The following is a 23,828-nucleotide window of genomic DNA, read 5'->3' on the forward strand; positions in this document are numbered from 1 at the left end:
CCATAAAGAAAGCTGAACCCTACAAGGAGATATTGATACATGACACCTTATAGCGCAAAGCCCCAAGAAAAAGTGATCTGGGAAAAAACTGAGTGAACAAAAACAATGCCCTACAACCCTTTTTGGTATACACACAAATGGAATGAACGGTGACCATTGCACAAATTTTATCCCCTTGTGGGCCATTTAACAGTATGGGCCAGATGGCAAGGGAACCATATTGGCGCCTGCCTAGTGGCAATGCACTATTTTGTACCGTTTTGGGACCAAGAAACCTGACCCTTTTAAAATTAATCGCGAAAACCCGGTGTAAATGGAGCATTGCCTCTTTGTTTTATGGCAACAAAGCCGCATCTTATTGAGCGTTGTTCCCCATTATACTAATTTAAACAATAAGCGACCCATACATTATTTGCAATGCGGTGGGCCAAGCAGCTTGTACTAAGCTGTACGGTATAACGGATGGAACTAACAGACAACAAAAGGGCTAAAGTCCTAGACACCTACACTTCTTGGCTCGCAAGCTACTTCAGCGGTGATGTGGCCACCGATCATCACTGTTTTAATGATGCCCAGCACTTCAAAGGCGATTACGACAACAACGAATTTCTTGATAGAAAAGCAGTCACCAACCTTTTGGAAGCCACGGCAGGCCAGTTTGCGGGAAAGTACCAGCTGAAAAATGAAAAAAAAACCGTAGAAGCTTTCGGCAATCTTGTTCTTATCACCCATGTTTTTGATGCTTGGTTCTTACAGGGCAGCGCGTGGACCTATTTCCGTAGGTTTCGATTTAAATCCGTATTACAAGAAAAAAAAGCCGGTTGGTGTTTTATCCATCAACATTTTTCCACAACAGGTAATTCGAATACCGAAGAAACCATTGGTTTAGACAAGGTACACCTAGAAAACCAAAAACTACGCAAGGCCATAAAACGGACAACGTTTGAACTGGAAGCCAAGAATCGTGAACTGGAAGTTGAAGGAGCATTAGAGCGTATTCGTACAGAAGCAACGGCTATGAAGAAATCTTCCAACCTGTTCGATGTGGTAGTCCTAATGCGAAAAGAGTTCTTATCCCTAGGACATCAAGCAGATTATTTTTGGCACATGAGCTGGGAAAAAGAATCCTACAACATGTCCATGACCTCTCATGATGGGAGTCGTGTGGGCATGGTAATTACCGTTCCAAAGTTTGTTCATGATACGATTATCCCCTTGGCCAATTGGGAAAAAAGTAGGGCCCCTACATTTGTATTGGCTCTAAATGCCAAAGAAGCTTGGGACTATTTAGAGCAAATGAATACGTATGGGCACTATCAGCAAGCCGACCCACATGCGCCAACCCAAAAAGATATTGAGGAAATTGGTGGCCTTACTTTTATAATGGCTCGCACAAGTCATGGTGAAATTGGTTATAGTTTGCCTGGCGTGGTGTACCACCCGCCTACTGAAGACTTGCATATTTTAGAACGTTTTGCCAGCGTCTTTGACTTGGCGCACAGACGTTTTTTAGATTTACAAAAAGTAGAAAAACAGTCACGGGAAGTTGAAATAGAATTGGCCATTGAAAGAATTCGAAGCCGTACTATGGCCATGCAACATAGTGCAGAATTGCAAGAAACATCAGCACTACTGGACGCCCAAGTTAGGGCTTTGGGCATTGAAACCTGGGGATGTGCATTTAACATCTATGGTGAAAATGATTCTTCGGAATGGTTTAGCTCGCAAGCAGGTATTATACCACCTTATAAAACACCTAGGGAAAATATTTTCTTAACATATTATAACCTAGGACAAGAGGAGAATACTTTACATATTGAAGAGTTTAAAGGAAAAAAATGCATTGAACATTATGACTATTTATGTACACTCCCAGAGGCCGGCGAGGCGTTACGGGCCATTAAAAAGGCAGGCGGTTCCTTTCCGAAGTATCAAATAGACCATGTTGCCTATTTTAAACAAGGGTACTTGTTATTTATTACGTTGAACCCGGTTCCAGAGGCGCACGATATTTTTAAACGCTTTGCCAAAGTCTTCGAACAAACGTATACACGTTTTCTCGATTTACAAAAAGCCGAAGCACAAGCCAGGGAAGCGCAAATAGAAGCTGCCTTGGAAAAAGTGCGTTCACGGTCCTTGGCCATGCACAACCCCGAAGAACTGCAAGAAGTGGTTGCCGTGGTGGCCAAAACTTTAAAGGAACTGGGGGTAATTTTCAATGCAGGTGGTGTAATTCTGTGCACCTATTTTCCAGATAACAAAGATGTTGTGCATTGGATTTCGGTTGATGATTTTTCAACGTCGGGAAGGTATTGTGTACCTTATTTTGATACCCCCATTTTTAACGACGCCTGGGATTCCAAGATGAGGGGCGATGCTTATTTTTCAAAATCGTTTCCCGTAGCGGCCAAAAATGAATTTTTTGCACTTGCCTTTGCCCATAGTGATTATAGGCAGATGCCAGAAGATTATAAGCAGTTTGTACTACAAGCGGACAGTCATAACCTATCTGCCGCTTGGTCTAAAAATTCAGCCATTATTATTCCTTCGCTCAATGGCACCGTTCCTTCTGAAAGCGATGCCAAGATACTGATCCGTTTTGCTAAAGTTTTTGAACAAGCCTACATCCGTTTCTTAGACCTTAAAAAAGCAGAGGAACAGACCCTTTTGGCCGAGCAAAATCTAATTAAGCTAAAAACCCAAAAACAGCGGGCAGAGGAAGCACTGTCCGAACTGCAACAAACACAAAAACAGCTCATCCAATCGGAAAAAATGGCTTCTCTTGGAGAATTGACGGCAGGTATAGCCCACGAAATCCAAAACCCATTGAACTTTGTCAATAATTTCTCTGAAGTCAGTAAAGAGCTGTTAGAGGAAATGCTGGAAGAAATGGCCAATGGCGAGTTGGAAGAGGTAAAGGCCATAGCAACCGATATTTCCCAAAACCTGGAAAAAATAAACCACCACGGCAAGCGTGCAGATGGTATTGTAAAAGGAATGTTGCAACACAGCCGCACTAGCAGTGGCGCCAAAGAACCCACGGATATCAATGCCTTGGCGGATGAATACTTACGATTGGCCTATCACGGTCTGCGTGCCAAGGACAAATCCTTTAATGCAGTTCTGGTCACTGATTATGATGAGACCATTGGCAAGATAAACGTAATACCCCAGGATATGGGCAGGGTCATTCTAAACTTGATTTCCAATGCCTTTTATGCTAGTAACGAACGGAAGCAAGCATCTAAGGATAAGGCCTTTGAACCTACCGTATCCGTTAGCACTAAAAAACAAAAAGACAAAATAGAAATCTGCGTAAAAGATAACGGGAAGGGGATTCCTGCGGCCATCGTGGACAAAATTTTCCAACCCTTTTTTACCACCAAACCCACCGGGCAAGGTACCGGCTTAGGACTGAGTATGAGTTATGATATTGTGACCAAGGGCCATTGTGGGGAGCTAAAAGTAGAGACCAACCAAGCGGTAGGTACTGCATTTATCATTTACCTACCCATACAGAACAACGTTAACGCTGTCGCGATAAAGCCACCTCAGACATGAAATCATTACATCCATTGACCACCAAAGACCAAAAAATGGCCATGCATACGAATTCCCAAGTAAACTTAAACGTAATGGGGATGTTTATTTTCGTGCTTTCAATACTACATTTTAGTACGGCCGCCAACGCCCAAATCAACGCAAGTAAAGGCGTTCCCAGCTTTACGAACTATGTCATAGGTGATGACAACCCCGCGGGCCAGCAAGTTTGGAATGTTGGCCAGGACAGGGAGGGATTTATTTACGTAGGAACCACGAGCGGCTTACAGAAGTTTGACGGGGTTAACTGGGAAATTCTTACCAATCCGGAACAGGATTACAATACCAATGTTAGAGCAACCTACCTCGCTACCAATGGTACGTATTATTACGGATCGATCAACGATTTTGGAATCGTTACCAAGGATTCCTCAGGTACTTCTTTGCTTACATCTTTAATTGAATTTTTACCAGAAGAAATTCCATTTAATGATATCTGGTCCATTAGGGAAGTGAAGGGAAAAATCTACTTCCAATCCCGAGACGCGATTTTCATTTATTCCCCGGATGCGCAAGATAAACAGAAATCAATTCGTATCTGGAAACCGGACACCAAATTTATGTATTCCTTCTCCCTGAACGATACCTTTTATGCCCACCAAAGCGAACTTGGTTTATTTTGGGAGAAAAATGAACATTTGGAATTGATTCCCGGCAGTAAGTTTCTTGGAAACGATCGGGTACAAGTACTCCTGCCCTATAAAAATCCCGGGGAGTTTCTTGTAGGGGCCATTGCGGGCGGTCTTTTTCATTTTAACGGAACTGACTTTAAACCGTTCAGAACCGAAATTGACTCCCTAATGCAAACTAGAAGTCTATACAAAGCTCTGGCTTTACCCGACAATACGTATGCGATCAGTGTATTGGGAAGTGGCTTTTTTATCATTGATCAAAAGGGTAAGGCATTATCCCAATTTACTACCAAAAACTCCATTCCGGACCAAAGCGTTTATGCTTTTTATCTAGACCGTACGCAGAATCTTTGGGTAGGCACCAATGCCGGACTTTCTAAAATTGAGCTTTTTTCCCCGGTCACTAGATTTGATTCCGAGGAATATGAAGTTGGGAACGTACTTTCTCTAAATGCCTATGGAGATGATCTGTATATTGGCACTTCTACCTCCATACTTTACATAGACCATGCGGATGGCATCATCAAAAAGGTCCAGGACCTTCCCAACACCCAAGTTTTTGATTTGGAAGCGGATGTTGATCAGCTCATATCCTCTGGGCCCGGACTTTATAAAATTCAAGGAAATAAAGCCAGTGTCATTCAAGGTACGGAATCGTTTCAAACAGTTGCCCTTCTCATCTCTAAAAAGTATCCAGGCTATGTTTTTTTAGGTGGAGCCTCTGGCCTACATGTGTTAAAACGTTCCCCCAACCAGTTTGGTTCGTATGCATACCAATCTATCGGACCTATTTCGGGGGTAACCCGTAGTGTCTATTCGGTGGTTGAAAACAGTTCAGGTGAAATCTGGGCAGGCACGCAGTCGGGTGTTTTGTATAGGGTTCAAATCCCAAAAACGGCTTCCGGCAATCTAGATATTTCCAATGCCATAGTTAAAGGATACACCGATGCAGATGGTATTGAAGGGCTATCTGGAACTGCGAGAATAATTAGAGGACAAGTATATACTTCTGGCATTGAAGGCTTTTTTTACTTTGATAACGCATTAGAATCCTTTGAAAAGGATACCATCTTCAGCTTTTCGGACGAAATTGCCGATATCAATTTAGACCTCAATGGGCTTATTGGTAATCAATTTGGAGATGTTACGCTCCTTTTTAAAGGGGAAAAACGATTGGCCAAACTACAACCGGACGGCAGCTATATCATATCGGAATATCCCTTTAATTTAATTACTGCCAACTTTACGGGTGCAGGCTATACGGAACCCAGTGGTGTTTTTTGGTTTGGTACCGATGAGGGGTTGCTGCGATTGGACCCGAACATGGAATACAAGACCGATCATGTTAACACCCTATATTTCCGCGTCGTGAAATCGGCTGACAGCCTACTGACCTTGCCGCAATACCATGGAGATGCTACTCCAGAGCTTTTGTACAGCAATAATAACATAAGCTTCAATTACGTATCGCCATTTTTCGTCAAGGAAAATAGGATACAGTACCAGACCTTTTTAGAAGGGCTTGATGAAGATTGGGGCGAGTGGGGCAGCAAAACCTCCCGCGAATTCACCAGTCTTCCCTTTGGTACCTATACCTTCCGGGTCAAGGCCAAAAACACCTTCGGCATCCTCTCTGAAGAAATCGCTTACGCTTTTGAGGTACTACCACCATGGTATGCCACGTGGTGGGCCTATCTTTTATATTTGTTAGGTTTAGGCTTCATAGTTTATGGCTTGGTTAAGATGCAGACAAAAAGTGTACTTGCCAAGGAAAAAGCCAGGAACCAAGAGAAGGAATTGGCACAGGCCAAAGAAATTGAAAAGGCCTATGAAAATCTTAAAGCCACTCAATCCCAGCTCATACAATCCGAGAAAATGGCATCCCTAGGGGAATTGACCGCTGGCATTGCCCACGAAATCCAAAACCCGTTGAACTTTGTCAACAACTTTAGTGAGGTGAGCAACGAACTTGTTGATGAAATGAACGAAGAATTGGAAAAGGGCGATATTGAAGAGGCCAAAGCCATAGCCAAGGACATTAAACAAAACCTAGAAAAAATAAACCACCACGGTAAACGTGCCGACAATATCGTAAAGGGAATGTTACAGCATTCCAGAAGTAGTTCTGGCGTAAAGGAACCTACCGATATCAATGCCTTGGCAGATGAATACCTGCGTTTGGCCTATCACGGCCTGCGTGCCAAGGACAAATCCTTTAATGCGGAACTGGTAACGGATTTTGATGCATCCATCGGCCGGGTAAAAGTGATTCCCCAAGATCTGGGCAGGGTAATTTTAAACCTGATCACCAATGCTTTTTATGCCAGTAAAGAACGAAAGCAAGCCGCTATGGATAAGGCGTTTAAGCCAAAAGTTACCGTCAGTACCAAAAAAACAAAAACCGGTATTCAAATTTCCATAGCAGACAACGGAAAGGGCATTCCCAAGCAAATTTTGGATAAAATATTCCAACCCTTTTTTACCACCAAACCCACAGGGCAAGGTACCGGCTTGGGACTGAGTATGAGCTATGACATTATCACTAAGGGGCACAAAGGGAAATTGTCCGTGGATACCAAAGAAAATGAAGGCACCACCTTTATTATTCTATTACCAAATGACACCAACACCAACTGAGTAAAAATGAAGACATCAAGATCAACGACCTATCGTATTCTCGGGTCCTGTATAAGCGGCCTACTACTTTTTGCTTGCCATACAACAAGTACATCCGAGACAGAGACCACGGTGGGCGACTATAAGGTGCCCGAGACCATACCCCTGGTATTTACGGAACCAGAGCCCTTTGAGTGGGAAACCATTACCTCGGATAGCTTGACAACACCGGTAACCCATGCGCTAGATGTGGATGCCCTGCCTAGCAAACGCTTTGAGCTGAACACCTTTAAACCGCTTAAGGCTCCCATGAAGGAGTACGATCTGGAGTGGGACAGTTATCCTTCCGAGGCTTTAAAATTTGATTCGGTTCCCTTTACGATTACTAAAAGCACGATTAAGAAGCCAACCATTACCAAAATGAAGCCACCGGGAATCATGGACGGTACCGATGTAAACCTCTTGCAACTCTCCACAAATGAGGGCTTGCCAACGAATGACGTTACCTCTTTTTTAGAAACGGAAGATGGTGGTGTTTATATCGGGGCTGCCAACAGTACCACACCCCTAACCTATTATGATGGTGAGAACGCCTTTGTTTACGACTATCCTGGCGTCTATAAAATGACCTTTGACAAACAAGGCAAGCTTTGGTTGGTAAGTCCGGCAACCCGTGTTTTAACCGTATTGGATTTTAAAAACGATATAGCATATACGATTACCAAAACCGACAGTTTTATACCCTTCGACATTCTTTGCGACCATACGGGCATACTCTATATGGCTTCCCTTAACGAAGGGTTCTACGCTATGGACCCGGAAATGAAAAGTCTCCAAAGAATAGCAAATGAAGGTAGTAATAAACCTTGGCGGCTCTTGGAGGATAACAATGACAACCTATGGTTGGGTTTTGTAGATGGTATCAAGGTACTGGACAAAGAAAGAAGGGAACTCAAAACACTTTCACGGATAGCAGGTATTGAAATGAATTCCGTTGTTACCGATATTACGGAAGTTGAATCGGGTGCTATCTGGTTGAGTTTACCCGATCCTTCTCAAAAGAACAATATAACTTCATCTTCCCTGTTGAGACTCTCCTTAAAAGAGGCTACCGTAAAAGTATTAAATGCCGAAAACGGCTATACTAGTTTGGGTACAGAAATAGTAGAAGACAACCAAGGCAAGCTATGGATTTTTGGAGCTAAAGAAGCCTTTATTTTGAGTGAAAACCGGATCAGGCACAAAACAATCCCCTTGAATAGCACATTACAAGCTTCCCTTAAAATACCCAGACCCTTAAAACGAAAAGATGGATCGCTATGGATCGCCACTATAGACAAAGGCGTTGTGATCGCAAATGATTTTACCCTAAAAACGGAATATTTTGATACTTCCCGAGGCTTGATCAATGACCAGGTCTGGGAAACAGAAGAGGACTCCAAAGGAAATCTTTGGCTGGGTACCATAGGTGGTATCAATATTGTAAACCCTAAGAACAACACCATAAAGGCTTTAGACCACAAACTGCTGCACAGTACCTTTGAGAATACCGTTCTCCAGATAGAAGAAATTAAAGAGGATGTCTTCTTTATTGACGCGGTTCGGGGCTTTTCCATACTCGATCGGCAAAATAATACTTTAACAAAATATGCCAGCAATAAGGCTACTGGTATAAGAGTATGGGATGTAGAATTTATGAACGACCATACTTTTATACTAAGTTCGGATAAAGGTGTTTTCATATATGATATCGAAAATAACGACCTAAAGAAAATTACGACAAAAACCGATCCGGAAATCCTGAAGAGCGGAAATCAGTCGATCATGTACTATGACCAAAAGGAAATCCTATGGTTACCAACAATAAATGGTTTGGCTAAAATTAATTTGAAGACCAATACCCTTAGTTATTTAAGGGAGGAACAAGGTCTCTGCGATAACGGTACAAACGTAATCGCATTTTCCGAAGAGGGCGAGTTATGGTTAGCTACCCTGAACGGGATTGCAATTCTAAATCTGGAGGAGAACACACTTACCAACATAAAGGAAGAAAATGGTTTGATACCTGCGGAAACCTATGACCTTATAGAGTTAGACACTTTAATGTATGCGGCCAGTGTTGACGGTTTGATACCCATAGAACGAAAAACGGCCAAAACCTCGAAGAAGGGATACCTGAATTTTAACGGAGGTTTAGGGTTTAAGTCTACGGACTATCTCGAAGGTTCCGCCAGATTTCTTAAGAACGGGCAATTTTGGGCTGGTGTTGGAAGCCCTTCCAATGAATTCAGATTAATGGTACTAGATGCTGCTCCAAAACCAGATAGCCTAACAAGTTCTGTTTTTATTACCAATATGTTTGTCATGGATGAAGATCCTGGTTTTAGCTCAATTAGCAGTTCGGATTCTTTAAAAGCCAATGTTGCGTCCTATGCCAAAACAAAAAATATACAATGGGACTCCATAACCCAAACCTACGGTCTTGCGGAGGGGCTTGTACTCCCGTTTGACCAGAACAGTTTAAGTTTTAGCTATGCCAGTGGAGACCTATTCAATAGAAATCAATTGAGCTATCGCTTTATTCTTGATGGGGAAGATGAAGATTGGACCTTTGCCGGCAGCAATACCAAAACCAAAAATTACTACAACCTAAAACCGGGTGAATACACCTTTAAGGTAGCTGCAAGAGGGTTTAACAAGGAGTGGTCTATTCCAGCGAGTTTCGACTTTACAATAAATCCGCCATGGTGGCAAACCTGGTGGGCCTACCTCCTATTCGCCTTTATTTTTGGTGGTGCCGTTTGGTCCTTTGTAGCCTACCGATCGCGTTGGCTTCAAAAGGAAAACCGCTTGCTGGAAGAGCGGGTAACCCACAGAACGTCCCAGTTAAAAAGTAAAATAGATGAGTTAAAGGCCACCCAGTCCCAATTGATTCAATCCGAAAAAATGGCATCACTCGGAGAACTCACCGCTGGCATTGCCCACGAGATTCAAAACCCGTTGAACTTTGTCAATAATTTTTCTGAGGTAAACACCGAGCTAATCGATGAGATGGAGGAAGAAATAAAAAAGGGCGACTTTAAGGAAGTCTTGGCCATCTCTAAGGATATCAAGGAAAATCAGAAAAAAATAAACCACCATGGCAGGCGTGCGGATGCCATTGTAAAAGGAATGTTACAGCACAGCAGAACCAGCAGTAGCGAAAAAGAACCGAGCAACATTAACGCCATTGCAGATGAGTATTTACGCCTATCCTATCACGGTCTACGTGCAAAGGACAAATCGTTCAACGCTACCTTAAAAACAGACTTTGACAAAACCATTGGTAAAATCAATATAGTTCCGCAGGACATAGGTAGGGTAATCCTAAACCTGATCACCAATGCTTTTCATGCCTGTATGGAACGTGATAAAGAGGAGAAGGGCAAAGGAAATACGGAGTACAAACCCACGGTGAGGGTAAGTACCAAAAGAATAGGAAATACGGTCGAAGTGGCAATCCAAGATAACGGAAATGGGGTACCGGACCGGGTGAGGGATAAAATATTCCAACCTTTCTTTACCACTAAACCATCGGGCGAAGGTACTGGACTGGGGCTATCCCTGAGCTATGATATCATAAAGGCCCACGGGGGCGGGTTGCGCTTGGATACCAAGCAAGGCGAGGGCACTACGTTTACCATTTCCTTACCGGAAGTGTATTGAGTTTGATGTTAGATGTTAGATGTTAGAAAAAATGCTGTTGCGACGTGGCAATCTGTTGAAATTGCTAGGAAAGATTAACAGATTGCTTCGTGCCTCGCAATGACAGGGGTAGAGTGGGTAGTCCAAAGAAAAAAGTGATATAAAAATAGAAAAATACCAACAGATGAAAATACTAGTAGTAGATGACGAGCAAGATGTAAAGGTGTTATTTCAGCAACGCTTTAGAAGGGAAATCAGAAAAAAGGAACTGGATTTTGTCTTTGCCTTTTCCGGCGAGGAAGCCTTACAGAAAATGGCAAATATGGAACAAGAGGCCGTGCTTATCCTCTCGGATATCAACATGCCCGGTATGAGCGGACTGGAACTTTTAAAGAACATTAAAGAGAACTATGTGGCACCTCCACCCGTTGTGATGATGGTTACCGCTTATGGGGACGAAGAAAACAGGAATACCTCCAAGCAATTGGGCGCCGATGATTTTTTGACGAAACCCTTGGATTTTAACGAACTTAAGAACAAACTTAAAGACTTAACCTAATGGCAAAAATAATGGTAGTGGATGATGAGACGGATTTGGAAATGCTCATCAAACAAAAATTCAGAAAACAGATTCGGCAAAACGAATATGAGTTCTTGTTCGCCATTAACGGGCAAGATGCCCTGGACAAGCTAGATGCCAACCCTGAAGTAGATATCGTACTTAGCGACATCAACATGCCGGAGATGGACGGACTTACCCTGCTCTCCAGGCTTCATGAGTCCAAACCCCTGATTAAATCGGTCATTGTTTCCGCTTACGGTGATATGGACAATATTCGCGTAGCCATGAACCGTGGTGCCTTCGATTTTATAACCAAACCGATAAATTTTGAGGACCTGACCATTACCATGGAGAAAACCTTGAAATATGCCTCCGAGATCAGAAGAACGCTCAAAGCTATTAAAGAGAACAATATCCTAAAAATGTACGTGGATGAGAACGTTCTCAATTTTATGGGCGGGCAGGAATACGAATCCAAGATCATGGCCAATGAAATCATAGAAGGTACGGTCATGTTCGTAGATGTCTGTGGCTTTACCAGAATAAGCGAAACCACGGCACCGGATATGGTTGTGGGCATGCTAAATACTTATTTCGATGCCATGGTAAAAGAAATTATGGAGCAGGATGGTATCATAGATAAATTCATCGGTGATGCCGTTATGGCCGTTTTTAGGGGAGAATACCACCTAGATCGTGCCATAGATGCCGCTTTGGCCATCCGTTATCAAGTGAACCACTTTCCAGAAGTAAGGGGTGAAGAAGGTTTTAAACCAAAAGTATCCATAGGTATAAAAAGTGGAGAAATGATTTCGGGTAACATTGGCTCGGCCACCTTGCGAAGACTGGACTATACCGTTATTGGCGATACCGTAAATACAGCCGCTAGATTACAGGATGTTGCCAAAGAAAACCAGATCATAATCTGTGAAGGATGTTATGAAAAAGTAAAAGAAGCTTTCAAATGCAAGGGCTTGGGCAGTGTAGCAATGAAAAATAAAGAACATGAGGTTACCATTTATAATGTAGTTGAATAAGATCATTGTAGCTAAGATGTCCTAGGTACATCAAATGCCTTGAGACAAGCCCAATAGCCTTAACAGCTCCATTATCTAATAAAACCCCACGTACAATAGGAATCACAATATCCACACATTATGGAAAAACCAGAAAATGAAACCATTGTAAGCTTACAGGAAAAGCTTATTGCACAATTGGAATCCAAAGGGCATGCAGAAGAACTGGTGGACCATTATTGGGGCAGCATCAACTATGTATTGGGTCTTATACGGGCTTCCGAGGTAAAAGCCGGACTTATCCTTTCCTTTTTTGGTATTCTATTAAATTTCATTTTGCCTCAAATTGAATCCTTGCTCCTGATCGGATCAGGCCATTTATTGCTCTACGTCCTTTTGGGCATTTGGTTTATATGCATCGTTACCTCCATCTATTTTAGTGTTCGCTGTTTTATGCCGCGTATAGAAGGAAAGTACGATAAGAATATTTTCTTTTTCGGTGACGTGATTTCAAAATTCGGCAACATCAAAGAGTTTTCCAAAACCTTTTATAACATCAGTCTGAAAGAGGAAGAATTGTTTGATCAATTGGGACAGCAGATATTTATCATCTCTAAAATTGCCGCCAAGAAATTCAAATATGTGAACCTATCCTTACGCTTTTTGGCCTTGGGACTTTTAACGCTGTTAATAATTGTCATCTATTATACGGCGCTGGTAGTTATTTAAATCGATCTTAAAAAAACACCTATGGCAACTAAAAAAACTACTTGGAAGAAAAAAGAACTGCACACCTATATCTTGCTGCTCTGCGCAAATGCAGATGATGTGGAAGGCGAAGAGGAACTCAACCTAATAAAAAGCAAGGCAGATGCCATTACCTTTAGCAAAATCTATGCTGAGTTTAGTGCAGATAGCGAGGAGGAACGCTTGGAAAAAATCAATAGGACCGTACAGCGGTTCAACTACAGTCATATGGAACTTATTGATCTCCGAAAGGAGATGGATACCATTTACTTTGCCGATGACAATTATGTTATGCTAGAACGGAATTTGGACCGTATTTTGGACAATATCATTTATTGATTGTAGCGGAGTGGAGTTTAGATAGAGGGTTCATTAGTTTTAATTGACCTCTACATGCCGCGCTGACCAAACCATCAAATCTTTTGAAATTCTTGCTAGGCACTCCCATTTTCGGCCGATGTTCCTTTCCCTATGCGTGTTAGGAGGAGACCCATGATGGTAACAGTTTGGGCAAACAAAGCCAGCAGCTGTTCAAAAAAATAAGTGGGCGGCCCACAGCCCTTGGGACTTGGACAATAGTGAAACCTCTTTTAAACGGTCCCTGTGCAGATCAACTAAATCTACGTTGTTTTTAACCAGAGCCTTTCCATTTACAATGTTTAAAATCGACACCCTTAAAACATTCTTGGAAAAACCCACCAAAGCCGTATCTTTTGGTCGTTAAAATAAAACTTTAAAAACCCAAGATGAGAATCTTTATCAAAAAGTTCCAGGTACCCTTGCTAACCGTAGCTTGTTTGTGTTTCATAGGGTTTAAGGCCAGCGCCCAAATTGGCCTGGGTAACCCCACGGAAACAAAACTGATGCACCAACCGGCCTTAAGCGATACGCAGGTGGCCTTTGTCTATGCGAACGACCTTTGGGTGGCCGATCGCAACGGCAACAACCCCAAGCGGCTCACCGTGGATGCCGGCGTGGAATCCAACCCCATCTTTTCCCCGGACGGATCCATGATCGCCTTCAATGCAGCGTACGATGGCAATGTGGATGTCTTCATTGTACCGGCCAGGGGCGGTATTCCAAAACGGCTAACCTGGCACCCCTATGACGATCTGGTGCGCGATTTTTCCCCAGATGGGGGCAGCGTGTTGTTCGCTTCCCGGCGCAATTCCCATACCAATCGTTATTTTCAGTTGTTCACTGTTCCCGTGTCCGGTGGCACTGTGCAACAGCTCAATGTACCCAATGCCTTTTGGGCCAGTTATTCCGAAGACGGCAACCACATTGCCTACACCCCAATTTTTGATGCCTTCACCCAATGGAAACACTACCGTGGCGGGAGGGCGTCCCGCATCTGGATCTATGATGTGAACACCCACAAGGTTACCGAGATCCCAAAGCCCGCAGGTGGCAGCAACGACACCCAGCCCCAATGGCAGGGAAAGCGCGTGGTCTTCAGAAGCGACCGGGATGGTGAGTTCAACCTGTTCAGCTACGACACGGAATCCAAAGAGATCACCAAGCACACCGATCATGACGACTTTCCAGTCATCAACCCCAAGGTGCGCAACAACCAGGTCATCTATGAGCGGGCGGGCAGCTTGCACGTCCATGACCTTGGCACGGGCACCGATGGAAGACTGAGGCTTCTGATCCATACGGATCTACTGGAATTGCGGGAGCGCTACGTGTCTGGCGGGGAGCACGTGCGCTCCGCCCGCATTTCGCCGTCCGGAAAACGGGTGGTGGTCGATTTTAGGGGCGAGGTGGTCACCCTGCCCGCCGAAAAGGGCGACCCCGAGAACTTGACCCAAAGTCCGGGCGTGCACGAGAAATTTCCCGCGTGGTCCCCGGACGGTAGGGCCATTGCCTTTTTCTCCGATGCTTCCGGTGAATACGCCCTGCACATAAGGAGCACGGAAGATGATGACCTCAAGGCGATACCACTTTCTGGCACGGGTTTTTACGGTCACCTTCATTGGTCTCCAGATAGCGAAAAAGTGGCCTACGTGGACAATGGCCGAAACCTTTACGTAACGGACATTGCATCGGGCAACACCACAAAGATCAATCAGGACGATCGCTTTGTTCCCGGTGATATGCGCGACCTGTTCAGCGACTGGAGCCACGACTCCAACTGGATCGCCTACACCAAGGTCACGGACACCAATTTTGAGAAGGCATTTTTGTACTCCCTGACCGAGAATGCCTCCTACCCGCTCACGGACGGGCTCGCCCATGTTACCGAACCGGTTTTTGACCCCAGTGGCAAATACCTTTACTTGCTCGCTTCCACGGATGCCGGCCCCTTGGTGAACTGGTTCGATCAATCCAACCTGGACAAGGAGCTCAGTTATTCCATTTACGCCATCACCCTTCAGAAAAACGTGGTTTCGCCCCTAAAAAAAGAAAATGACAGGGAAACGGGGCCCTTGGAAGACGATGGCCCCACGGGCGCGGCCCACCCAAAAGGCTACTCCGCACAGCGCAAGGGCACACTGGGCATCGATTGGCGCGGCATACAGAACAGAATGGTGGCCCTGCCGGTGCTGCCCGGCCTTTACAGCGAACTGGCCTCCGTAAAAGAAGGGGAACTGTACTACCTGTCCACCTCCCACCACGGTCCGGAATCCCACCTGAACCTGTTCACCTTTGAAGACAGAACGGCCGAAGAACTGATGCCCGTGGAGGCCTACGAACTGGCTTCCGGCGGTGAAAAAATGCTCTACAACAGCGGGGGCGATTGGTTCATTTCCGATCTTGGAAAAGAATCCGAAGAGGCGCCCCTGGACCTGGGGGCCATCTCCGTAAAAACAAACCCCAGGGAAGAGTGGCAGAACATCTTCCACGAAGCTTGGCGCGTAAACCGGGATTATTTCTATGACCCGGGAATGCACGGCGTGGATTGGGAAGCGATGAAAACCAAGTACGCCCCCCTCATTGCCCATGCCCCCACCAAGGACGATCTGTACCGCGTCATGCAATGGATGTTCAGCGAACTGGCCGTGGGCCATCACCGCTTTGGAAGCACGGGAGACCGTTTGCACAGCCCCGAAGACATTCCCGGGGGACTGCTGGGTGCCGATTATGAGACGGACAAGGACCGATATAAAATAAGCAAAATCTACGGCGGGCTCAACTGGACCCCGGACCTGAGGTCTCCCCTTACGGAACCTGGCGTGGACGTAGTGGAAAACGACTTTATCATTGCCGTGAACGGCAAACCCGTGTTTGCCAAGGACAACCTGTACCAATTCTTTGAAAACACGGCGAACACCTTGGTGGCCCTGACCGTGAGCGCCAATGCCGATGGCAGCAATGCGCGCACCTATGAAGTGACCCCTTTGGAGACCGAGTGGGCCCTGAGGAACCGCGATTGGGTAGAGGGCAACATGAAAAAAGTGCACGAGGCCACCAATGGCCAAGTGGCCTATGTCTATGTGCCCAACACCACGGTGGACGGGTTTGAGTATTTTAAGCGCTATTTTTATCCGCAGGCCAACAAAAAGGCCATCATCGTGGACGAGCGCTATAACGGCGGGGGCTCCTTGGCAGATTATTACATAGATATTTTAAAGCGTCCGGAACAGGCGTACTGGAACTTTAGGTACGGCAAGGATTTAAAATCGCCCAGCGCCTCCATACAGGGGCCACGGGTCATGATCATAGACGAAACGGCCGGTTCCGGTGGCGACTACCTGCCCTGGATGTTTCGCAAGTTCAAGATGGGCACCCTAGTGGGCAAAACCACCTGGGGCGGCCTGGTGGGCGTTCTGGGTTATCCGGAGTTCATTGACGGCGGCGTGGTCACCGCGCCCAACGTGGCCTTTTACACCGAAGATGGCTTTAGGGTGGAAAATGAGGGGGTGGCCCCCGATGTGGAGGTGGAACAATGGCCAGAGCTGGTGGTGTCCGGTCGCGATCCGCAACTGGAAAAGGCCATTGAGATCGTACAGCGGCAGCTCAGGGACCATCCGCCCAAAGAAATGAAACGTCCCGCCTACCCCGTTCGGGTACAGAAAAAAGACCAAGATTGACCCTTACCCAATAACGAGCCAAATGGAATTCAGAGACAAAAAAGTGCTCATCACCGGAGCTTCCCGGGGCATTGGCAAGGCCACGGCCCTGGCCTTTGCTAAGCAAGGGGCCCAAGTGGGCCTCAATTACAAGAGCGACACCAAGGCGGCCGAAGCGGTACTGCGACAAATGGAGGGCCAAGGACACCGGCTGTTTTGCAGGGACATTGGCCTAAAGGAACAGTGCCAGGCACTTATGGCGGAATTTCTTGCCCATTACGGCCGGTTGGACATCTTGGTGAACAATGCCGGTATTTCCATTGCCCATGATGTGGAGCAAGTGGATTTTAAAGACTGGCAAGCGGCCTGGGAGGCCACTATGGCCACCAACCTCTTTGCCGCGGCAAACCTCTCGTATCTGGCCGCAAGGGCCATGATGGCGTCCGGCGGCGGCCGTATGGTGAATGTCTCCTCCAGGGGTGCCTTTAGGGGCGAACCGGACCATCCTGCCTATGGGGCCAGCAAGGCCGCCCTGAACGCCCTGGGACAATCGCTGGCCAAGAAATTGGCGCCCCACAAGATCTATGTGGGCACCGTGGCCCCGGGCTTTACGGATACGGAGATGGCCAGGGCCGTACTGGACCGCAAAGAGCGCCAGGAGGTTATCCGGGAAACGCCGTTTGGGCGCATGGCGGCACCCGAAGAAGTGGCCCACGCCATTTTGTTCCTGGCTTCGGACAAGGCGGCCTACAGTTCCGGAACCATCATAGATGTGAACGGGGCCAGTTATTTGCGCAGCTAGGCAGTGCATCGATGGCTGCCATTCAAGACTTTTTCCAAAACAATGGATGCACCGGTTGCGCCCCCATCCCTATCGCACACCCCTTGTATCCCTAAAGGAAAAGCGCGGAAACGACCGTTATGTGGGCCTTACCTCAATATTTATAACAAAAAATTGGCAAAAGCCAAATGGCAACATCGGGGTTCGGGGCGTATCTTTATGGGTAAAAAAGGTATGCTATGCCAAAAGAATCCCAGCTAACACGTAAGTTTGGCCTTTGTGTAAAGAAAGCGCTTTCCCCCTTGGGACGCGGTGTGGCCCCGCTTTGCATCGGTGCATTTCCCGTGTTTTTCCGATTTCAGATCAACACCCAGCAAAGGCTGCTCGATGAATTGAGGTGCCACGAATTCAACGACCCCTTCATCCGCTAAAATCCTTCCCTCCCCTTTTGGCCCGTTTCATTTTCCGATCTATGGAAAAGACAACACAAAAACAGTATCATTTTGCCGTTTTTAGCAGGCATTGAACCCTTGTGGGGCAAGCAGGAGGGAAAAGTGGCTTGATTTCCTCGCCACTACAAGAACACAACAAAACCTGGGCGTACCAAAGACATACCCAAGGCATGCCCGGCAAACCATTCACACTAAAAAATTCCATACCATGAAAAAGATATTGGCATTTGTTTTTTCTGCCGCCCTTTTGGGCAGCTGCGCAGTGATCCGTCCGGGAGAAGCCGGCGTAAAGCAGACCCTGGGAAAATTCTCGGACAAGGTCATCACCCAAGGTACGGTGGTGTACAACCCCTTGGTGAGCAAAGTGATCAAGGAATCCACCCAGACCAACAACATAAAACTGGTCCTCAGCTTGCCCAGCAAGGAGGGCCTGAGCGTGGATTCGGAGATTTCAATTTTGTACCGCTTGGACCGAAACAAGCTCCCCTCCGTACTGGAGAATTTGGGCCAGGAATATGAATCGGTCATCACCAGTGTGTTCCGTTCCGCCTCCTCGGACGTCTGTGCCAAGTTTTTTGCCAAGGACATGCACTCTGGTATGCGGGCGGTCATTGAGGATGAGATAAAAGTGAAAATGGACGATCTGCTTTCCAAGCAGGCCGATGGGATCGAGCTCATTGCCGTACTGATGAAGCGCATACGCCTCCCGAGCGGCCTGGCCAATTCCATAGAGCAGAAATTACAGGCAGAGCAGGATGCCATGCGCCTGGTTTTTGTCCTTGAGCAGGCCAAACTGGAAGCCGAGAGAAAAATCATTGAGGCCGAGGCCGAACGTGATGCGCAATTGATTCTTGCCGATGGCCTTACCGATGAAATCATCCAGATAAAGAGCATCGAAGCCTTTCGCGAGCTTTCTAAATCGCCCAACAACAAAGTCATCATCACGGACGGCAAGACCCCATTGCTCATTCAACCCAAAGAGTAACCCTGTAGAGGGCCTTGCGCCGTGCTCCCCAAAAGGAGCATGGCCTGGCCCCCTCCCCATTGCTTTTGGCGAAACACTCCGCAAATGGTTTGCGGAGTGTTTTTTTTGTGCGGGCGGCCCTTCACGGCCCTGGACCGGCCCTGCACTCCCCCTAAAAAGCCGGTTCCTTGCCCAGCACGCGCATCATTTTGTTACATTTGGGGGCATGAAGACCGCCACCGTTTTTGAGATAAAAAAAGAACTGCAGCACCGAGATGCCAATACCCTGATGCAACTGTGCCTGCGGCTTTCCAAGTTTAAAAAAGAGAACAAGGAACTGCTCACCTACCTGCTGTTCCAGGCAGATGATGAAGAGGGCTATGTTACCGCGGTGAAGGACGATATCTCGGAAGCCTTTGCCACGATGAACACGGACAGCTACTTCTACATGAAGAAAAGTGTGCGCAAAATACTCCGGAACGCCAAAAAGCACATTCGCTATTCCAGTAAGAAGGAGACCGAGGTGGAGCTCCTGCTCCACTTTTGCCAAGAGCTGAGGGCACTGCGGCCCAGCATTGCCCGCAACACCACCCTACAGAACCTGTACCAAAGGCAGTTGGACTTCATAGAAAAGAAAATGGGGCTGTTGCACGAAGACCTTCAGTACGATTATGGGTTGAAGCTGGAGGCCCTGCGTTGAGGCCCGGTTTGTACAACAACGCCCCAAAAAAACAAAGCACAAGCTCCTTGTCCCATGGTCATTCCGGGAAGTACACAAAAGGTCAGGAAGCATACTACCTCGGTGCAGGCCCACGATGCATTAATAAGAAGCTGAATTTTAATTTCGAGGCGAGCCTTGGAGCATCAAACCCTTTGGCGGTGCCAATGAAAAGGCGCTAATGGCCCAGGCTACGGTAAGTTTTGAGGATACGTTCAATTTTGGCCTCCGTTTCCGCATCCACAACTTGTCTTTCCGGGTGGTCCTCCAACCACTTCAAGGTGCGCCGTATGCCGGTGGAAAAAGGGATGGTGGCCTGGAAACCGGGCACGAAGGTCTTGATCTTGGTATTGTCAAAGAGGACACTTTCCGCCTTGTCCGCCAGTAGGGTGCCGGTAAAGGAAGGTTCCAGGGCACAGATAAAATCGGACGCTATGTGCACCATATGGGGCCTTTTTCCCAGGGCCTCGCCCAAAATGGTATAGAGCATGTTCCAGGAGAGCACCTCATCCGAAGTGATGTGAAAAGGGTGGCCAATGGCCGTTTCCAGTCCCAAGAGCCCCACCAGCCCCTTGGCAAAATCCTCGGAATGGGTCACCGTCCAGAGCGAGGTGCCATCGCCGTGCACAATAATGGGCTTATCGTTCTTTATACGATGTACCACATTGTACTTGTCAAAACCCCCAATGGCCACCGGGATCACCGTTTCGTAGGTCAGGGAAGGCCGCACAATGGTCATGGGGAAGGCCGTTTCCGCGTAGGCCCGCTGCAAACGCTGCTCGCACAATATTTTGTTGTGCGAATAGTCCCATAAGGTATTGTGCACCGGGGTAGATTCCGTGATCACTGGATGGCGCAAGGGCGTTTGGTAGCAAGAGGCCGAACTGATGAAGAGGTACTGCTTGGTCTTTCCCCCAAAAAGGGCAATATCGCGCTCAATGTCCTTCGGTTCAAAAGCGATCCAATTTACCACGGCGTCCCAATGGTGCCGTTTGAGCTCGGCAAGGGTATGGGCTTGGGTAATGTCTCCCACAATGGATTTGGCCCCGGGAACCTTTGCAGGGCTCTTTCCCCGGTTCAACAGGTACAGCTCCATTCCCCGCTTCACCGCCAAACGGCTGGAGGCCGCACTTATGTTTCCCGTGCCCCCTATAAACAATACCTTCATGCCTTTCTTGTCTTTCGGTCAAATTAACAAATCGTCCTTCCGTGATTCTAAAGTTAATCACTATCTTTCCTTTTTGCCAAATTAACCCATAAAATACAGGACAATGCGAAGATTTGTGATTTTGTTGTTGCTTTTTTCCGGCACCATGGCCCTGGGCCAGCACAAAAAAAATCTGGAACCAACGGACATTTTTGCCATGGAATACATCTCCGATCCCCAAATATCGCCAGATGGGAGCCAAGTGGTGTATGTGCGCAACTTCAAGGACATCATGACGGACAAGAACCACTCCAACCTGTGGTTGGCCGCCACCGACGGTTCCCTAAACAGGCCCTTGACCACCGGCAACCACAACGACGCCCAACCGCGCTGGTCCCACGGCGGCGATCGCATCGTGTTCACCTCCAACCGGGAAGACGGGCGCAGCAAGCTCTATGTGATGTGGATGGACACCAAGGAAACGGCCCCGCTGACCAATACCCCAAAAACCCCGTCCGGTGTAAGCTGGTCCGCGGACGACCGCTATTTGGCCTTTACCATGTTCGTTACAAAAAAGGAGCACTCCATCATTCAAATGCCGGCAGCGCCCGAAGGTGCAACGTGGAACGCCCCTCCGGTGTACATAGACCGACTCAACTACAGGGGAGATGGCCGGGGCTATCTGAAAAATGGGAACACCCAAATCTTTACGCTCCCCTTGGATGGCGGTACGCCAAAGCAGTGGACGGACGCCCCTTATGACCACGGGGCCCCGGTCTGGTCCAAAGACGGGAAAACGCTGTATTTCTCGGCCAATGACCACCCAGAGGAAGCCTTTGAGCCCAATGACAGCGAGATTTATGCCCTGAACCTGAACAACGGAGCGGTCCGTGCCATTACCGATCGCTACGGGCCGGACCGTGCCCCCGCCCTATCACCAGACGGCAGTAAACTGGCCTATTTGGGACTGGACGATCGCTTTTTGGGCTACCAGCCCAACGAACTGTACGTGCGCGACCTTAAGGGCGGGGAACCCCAATTGATCACCGGGGACTTTGACCGCAACATAAGCAACATCCAGTGGGCCAGGGACGGAAAGGGGCTTTACTTTCAATACGATGACAAGGGCGAAACCAAAATTGCCCTGATGAGCCTTGGTGGAAAGGTGACCGATATGGTGGGCCAAGTGGGCGGTCTCTCCTTGGGCAGACCTTACAACGCAGGGGATTTTAGCCTGGCCAACAACGGCAACCTGGCCTATACCCTGGGCACCACGGAGCACCCTGCCGATCTGGGCGTGCACACCAAAAAAGGGAACAAACGCCTCACCTTTGTGAACGATGACCTCTTTGCCGCCAGGAATTTGGGAAAGGTGGAAGCGCTCTGGTGGAAATCTTCCCATGACCAAAGGGACATACAAGGTTGGGTGGTGACCCCGCCCAATTTTGACCCAAACAAAAAGTATCCCCTCATCTTGGAGATACACGGAGGCCCCTTCACCAGTTATGGCTTTGTGTATTCCGCGGAGATACAGGCCTTCGCCGCCGCGGGCTATGTAGTGCTCTACGCCAACCCCAGGGGCAGTACCAGCTACGGCAAGGAGTTTGGGAACCTGATCCACCACAACTACCCCAGCAATGACTATGAAGACCTCATGAGCGGGGTGGATGCTGTGATCGAAAAAGGCTATGTGGACCCCGAACAACTCTTTGTCACCGGGGGCAGTGGCGGTGGGGTGCTCACGGCCTGGATCGTGGGCAAAACGGACCGTTTCAAAGCGGCCGTGGTGGCCAAACCGGTAATTAACTGGGCCAGTTTTGTGCTCTATGCGGACAATCCCGCCTTTTTTGCCAAATATTGGTTTGGCAAAAAGCCCTGGGAAGATCCGGAAGCCTATTTTAAGCGCTCCCCACTGAATTACGTGGCCAACATAAGCACGCCCACCATGCTGCTCACCGGCGAGGAAGACCACAGGACCCCCATAGCCGAATCCGAACAGTTCTACACCGCCCTAAAGCTGGAAGGCGTGGAGACCGCCTTGGTGCGCATACCGGGGGCATCGCACGGCATTGCCAACAGACCGAGCAACCTCGTGGCCAAAATCGCAGGGATATTGGCCTGGTTTGAAAAGTACAGGGGAACGGACTGAGCCACCGGGACTCGGGAAAACCCAGTGCCAGCCCCATTGAAAAGCGGCCCGGGCCCACGGCGTCACCAAATGAGGTGCACAGGCACGTTCATCCCTGGTTTGACCCAAGCTTCAGTCAGGAAGATATTTTATGGGAAGTGGGACACCAAAATCGCGCCTTGGGCCAATACGGCACCCAGAAGAGGATGGCCCACATAAAGGAAAATGCTTACTTTTAACCAAAAGCCCACGCCAAGGGCGCTGGCAATTGCACGGCATAAGGTGACTTGGTTTCCCGGGCACGGATCAAGGATTACAAAAAGCAATGGCATTACATATTACTTTAGCGACCTATACCTTTCCGCACCAAGTGCTGGTGGACAGAAGCAAACTGGAAGCCTTTGGCATTGCTTGCACCGTAAAGGATGGGCTAACCATTCAAGTGCATAATTTCTACTCCAACGCACTGGGCGGCATTAAGCTGCAGGTGCATCCAAAAGATTATGAAAGGGCAAGGGAAGTACTGAGCGATCATCCGGACATTTCAGCGGAATACCCAGATGCCAAACTGAAATGCCCAAGGTGTGCCTCCGGAAATGTGGATGGCGTGGGACTGAACGGTAAAATAGCCCTGATCATTCTTATGGTCACCGGCTTGCCCATTCCGGTATTTTCCAAAAAATACCACTGTTTCGAATGTCACGAGGAGTTTAAGCTGCCTAATGGATAGTGGTTCAGGCCCAAAACAGGCCGGTTTCAAAATAG

The 23,828-nt window shown here is 47.5% G+C and carries 14 protein-coding genes; 13 read left to right on the forward strand and 1 reads right to left on the reverse strand.

Going from position 1 to position 23,828, the window contains the following annotated elements; all coding sequences use genetic code 11:
* Positions 1–462: 462 nt before the first annotated feature.
* From ACKWCC_RS10355 to ACKWCC_RS10405, 11 genes are all read left to right on the forward strand, one after another.
* The gene (locus tag ACKWCC_RS10355; protein WP_413995859.1) at positions 463–3,561 is read left to right on the forward strand and encodes an ATP-binding protein; all 3,099 of its coding nucleotides are present in this window, start codon (positions 463–465) and stop codon (positions 3,559–3,561) included.
* On the forward strand, positions 3,558–6,869 hold the full coding sequence (locus tag ACKWCC_RS10360; protein ID WP_413995860.1) for an ATP-binding protein: 3,312 nt from the start codon (positions 3,558–3,560) through the stop codon (positions 6,867–6,869). The genes ACKWCC_RS10355 and ACKWCC_RS10360 overlap by 4 nt, the downstream gene beginning before the upstream one ends.
* A gap of 198 nt (positions 6,870–7,067) precedes the next feature.
* Positions 7,068–10,553 carry an ATP-binding protein gene (locus ACKWCC_RS10365; RefSeq protein WP_413995861.1) on the forward strand — a complete coding sequence of 1,162 codons (3,486 nt, stop codon included), beginning with the start codon at positions 7,068–7,070 and terminating at the stop codon, positions 10,551–10,553.
* A 163-nt stretch (positions 10,554–10,716) separates the two neighbouring features.
* Complete coding sequence (locus tag ACKWCC_RS10370) at positions 10,717–11,091, forward strand: response regulator (protein WP_413995862.1); 375 nt, start codon at positions 10,717–10,719, stop codon at positions 11,089–11,091.
* On the forward strand, positions 11,091–12,131 hold the full coding sequence (locus ACKWCC_RS10375; protein WP_413995863.1) for a response regulator: 1,041 nt from the start codon (positions 11,091–11,093) through the stop codon (positions 12,129–12,131). The genes ACKWCC_RS10370 and ACKWCC_RS10375 overlap by 1 nt, the downstream gene beginning before the upstream one ends.
* A 120-nt stretch (positions 12,132–12,251) precedes the next feature.
* A complete protein-coding gene (locus ACKWCC_RS10380) occupies positions 12,252–12,839 on the forward strand; it encodes a Pycsar system effector family protein (RefSeq protein WP_413995864.1) in 588 nt (195 codons plus the stop codon).
* Positions 12,840–12,860: 21 nt separating this feature from the next.
* Positions 12,861–13,196 carry a hypothetical protein gene (locus ACKWCC_RS10385; RefSeq protein ID WP_413995865.1) on the forward strand — a complete coding sequence of 112 codons (336 nt, stop codon included), beginning with the start codon at positions 12,861–12,863 and terminating at the stop codon, positions 13,194–13,196.
* 407 nt (positions 13,197–13,603) lie between these two features.
* Positions 13,604–16,894: a S41 family peptidase gene (locus ACKWCC_RS10390; RefSeq protein WP_413995866.1), complete on the forward strand. Its 3,291-nt coding sequence runs from the start codon at positions 13,604–13,606 to the stop codon at positions 16,892–16,894.
* A 22-nt stretch (positions 16,895–16,916) separates the two neighbouring features.
* A complete protein-coding gene (locus ACKWCC_RS10395) occupies positions 16,917–17,675 on the forward strand; it encodes an SDR family NAD(P)-dependent oxidoreductase (protein ID WP_413995867.1) in 759 nt (252 codons plus the stop codon).
* A 639-nt stretch (positions 17,676–18,314) separates the two neighbouring features.
* A complete protein-coding gene (locus tag ACKWCC_RS10400; protein ID WP_413995868.1) occupies positions 18,315–19,091 on the forward strand; it encodes a prohibitin family protein in 777 nt (258 codons plus the stop codon).
* Between the two features lie 205 nt (positions 19,092–19,296).
* Positions 19,297–19,770, forward strand: a complete 474-nt coding sequence (locus tag ACKWCC_RS10405) for a hypothetical protein (protein ID WP_413995869.1) — start codon at positions 19,297–19,299, stop codon at positions 19,768–19,770.
* A 196-nt stretch (positions 19,771–19,966) separates the two neighbouring features.
* Here the strand turns inward: ACKWCC_RS10405 and ACKWCC_RS10410 are convergent, their stop codons facing one another.
* Positions 19,967–20,956 carry an NAD-dependent epimerase/dehydratase family protein gene (locus tag ACKWCC_RS10410; RefSeq protein ID WP_413995870.1) on the reverse strand — a complete coding sequence of 330 codons (990 nt, stop codon included), beginning with the start codon at positions 20,954–20,956 and terminating at the stop codon, positions 19,967–19,969.
* A 103-nt stretch (positions 20,957–21,059) separates the two neighbouring features.
* On the opposite strand from ACKWCC_RS10410, the gene ACKWCC_RS10415 reads away from it, so the two are divergent.
* Both ACKWCC_RS10415 and ACKWCC_RS10420 read left to right on the forward strand, forming a co-directional pair.
* On the forward strand, positions 21,060–23,084 hold the full coding sequence (locus ACKWCC_RS10415) for a S9 family peptidase (RefSeq protein ID WP_413995871.1): 2,025 nt from the start codon (positions 21,060–21,062) through the stop codon (positions 23,082–23,084).
* Positions 23,085–23,388: 304 nt separating this feature from the next.
* Positions 23,389–23,793: a hypothetical protein gene (locus ACKWCC_RS10420; protein WP_413995872.1), complete on the forward strand. Its 405-nt coding sequence runs from the start codon at positions 23,389–23,391 to the stop codon at positions 23,791–23,793.
* The last annotated feature ends 35 nt before the right edge of the window (positions 23,794–23,828 follow it).

This window comes from Maribacter aquimarinus (genome assembly GCF_047345505.1).
In the GTDB taxonomy this organism is placed as follows: Bacteria; Bacteroidota; Bacteroidia; order Flavobacteriales; family Flavobacteriaceae; genus Maribacter.

What these genes read in the sequence shown, in the direction of transcription:
- ACKWCC_RS10355 (WP_413995859.1), top strand. Translation starts at nt 463, where the DNA reads ATGGAACTAACAGACAACAAAAGGGCTAAAGTCCTAGACACCTACACT.
- ACKWCC_RS10360 (WP_413995860.1), top strand. Translation starts at nt 3,558, where the DNA reads ATGAAATCATTACATCCATTGACCACCAAAGACCAAAAAATGGCCATG.
- ACKWCC_RS10370 (WP_413995862.1), top strand. Translation starts at nt 10,717, where the DNA reads ATGAAAATACTAGTAGTAGATGACGAGCAAGATGTAAAGGTGTTATTT.
- ACKWCC_RS10375 (WP_413995863.1), top strand. Translation starts at nt 11,091, where the DNA reads ATGGCAAAAATAATGGTAGTGGATGATGAGACGGATTTGGAAATGCTC.
- ACKWCC_RS10380 (WP_413995864.1), top strand. Translation starts at nt 12,252, where the DNA reads ATGGAAAAACCAGAAAATGAAACCATTGTAAGCTTACAGGAAAAGCTT.
- ACKWCC_RS10385 (WP_413995865.1), top strand. Translation starts at nt 12,861, where the DNA reads ATGGCAACTAAAAAAACTACTTGGAAGAAAAAAGAACTGCACACCTAT.
- ACKWCC_RS10390 (WP_413995866.1), top strand. Translation starts at nt 13,604, where the DNA reads ATGAGAATCTTTATCAAAAAGTTCCAGGTACCCTTGCTAACCGTAGCT.
- ACKWCC_RS10395 (WP_413995867.1), top strand. Translation starts at nt 16,917, where the DNA reads ATGGAATTCAGAGACAAAAAAGTGCTCATCACCGGAGCTTCCCGGGGC.
- ACKWCC_RS10400 (WP_413995868.1), top strand. Translation starts at nt 18,315, where the DNA reads ATGAAAAAGATATTGGCATTTGTTTTTTCTGCCGCCCTTTTGGGCAGC.
- ACKWCC_RS10405 (WP_413995869.1), top strand. Translation starts at nt 19,297, where the DNA reads ATGAAGACCGCCACCGTTTTTGAGATAAAAAAAGAACTGCAGCACCGA.
- ACKWCC_RS10410 (WP_413995870.1), bottom strand. Translation starts at nt 20,956, where the DNA reads ATGAAGGTATTGTTTATAGGGGGCACGGGAAACATAAGTGCGGCCTCC.
- ACKWCC_RS10415 (WP_413995871.1), top strand. Translation starts at nt 21,060, where the DNA reads ATGCGAAGATTTGTGATTTTGTTGTTGCTTTTTTCCGGCACCATGGCC.
- ACKWCC_RS10420 (WP_413995872.1), top strand. Translation starts at nt 23,389, where the DNA reads ATGGCATTACATATTACTTTAGCGACCTATACCTTTCCGCACCAAGTG.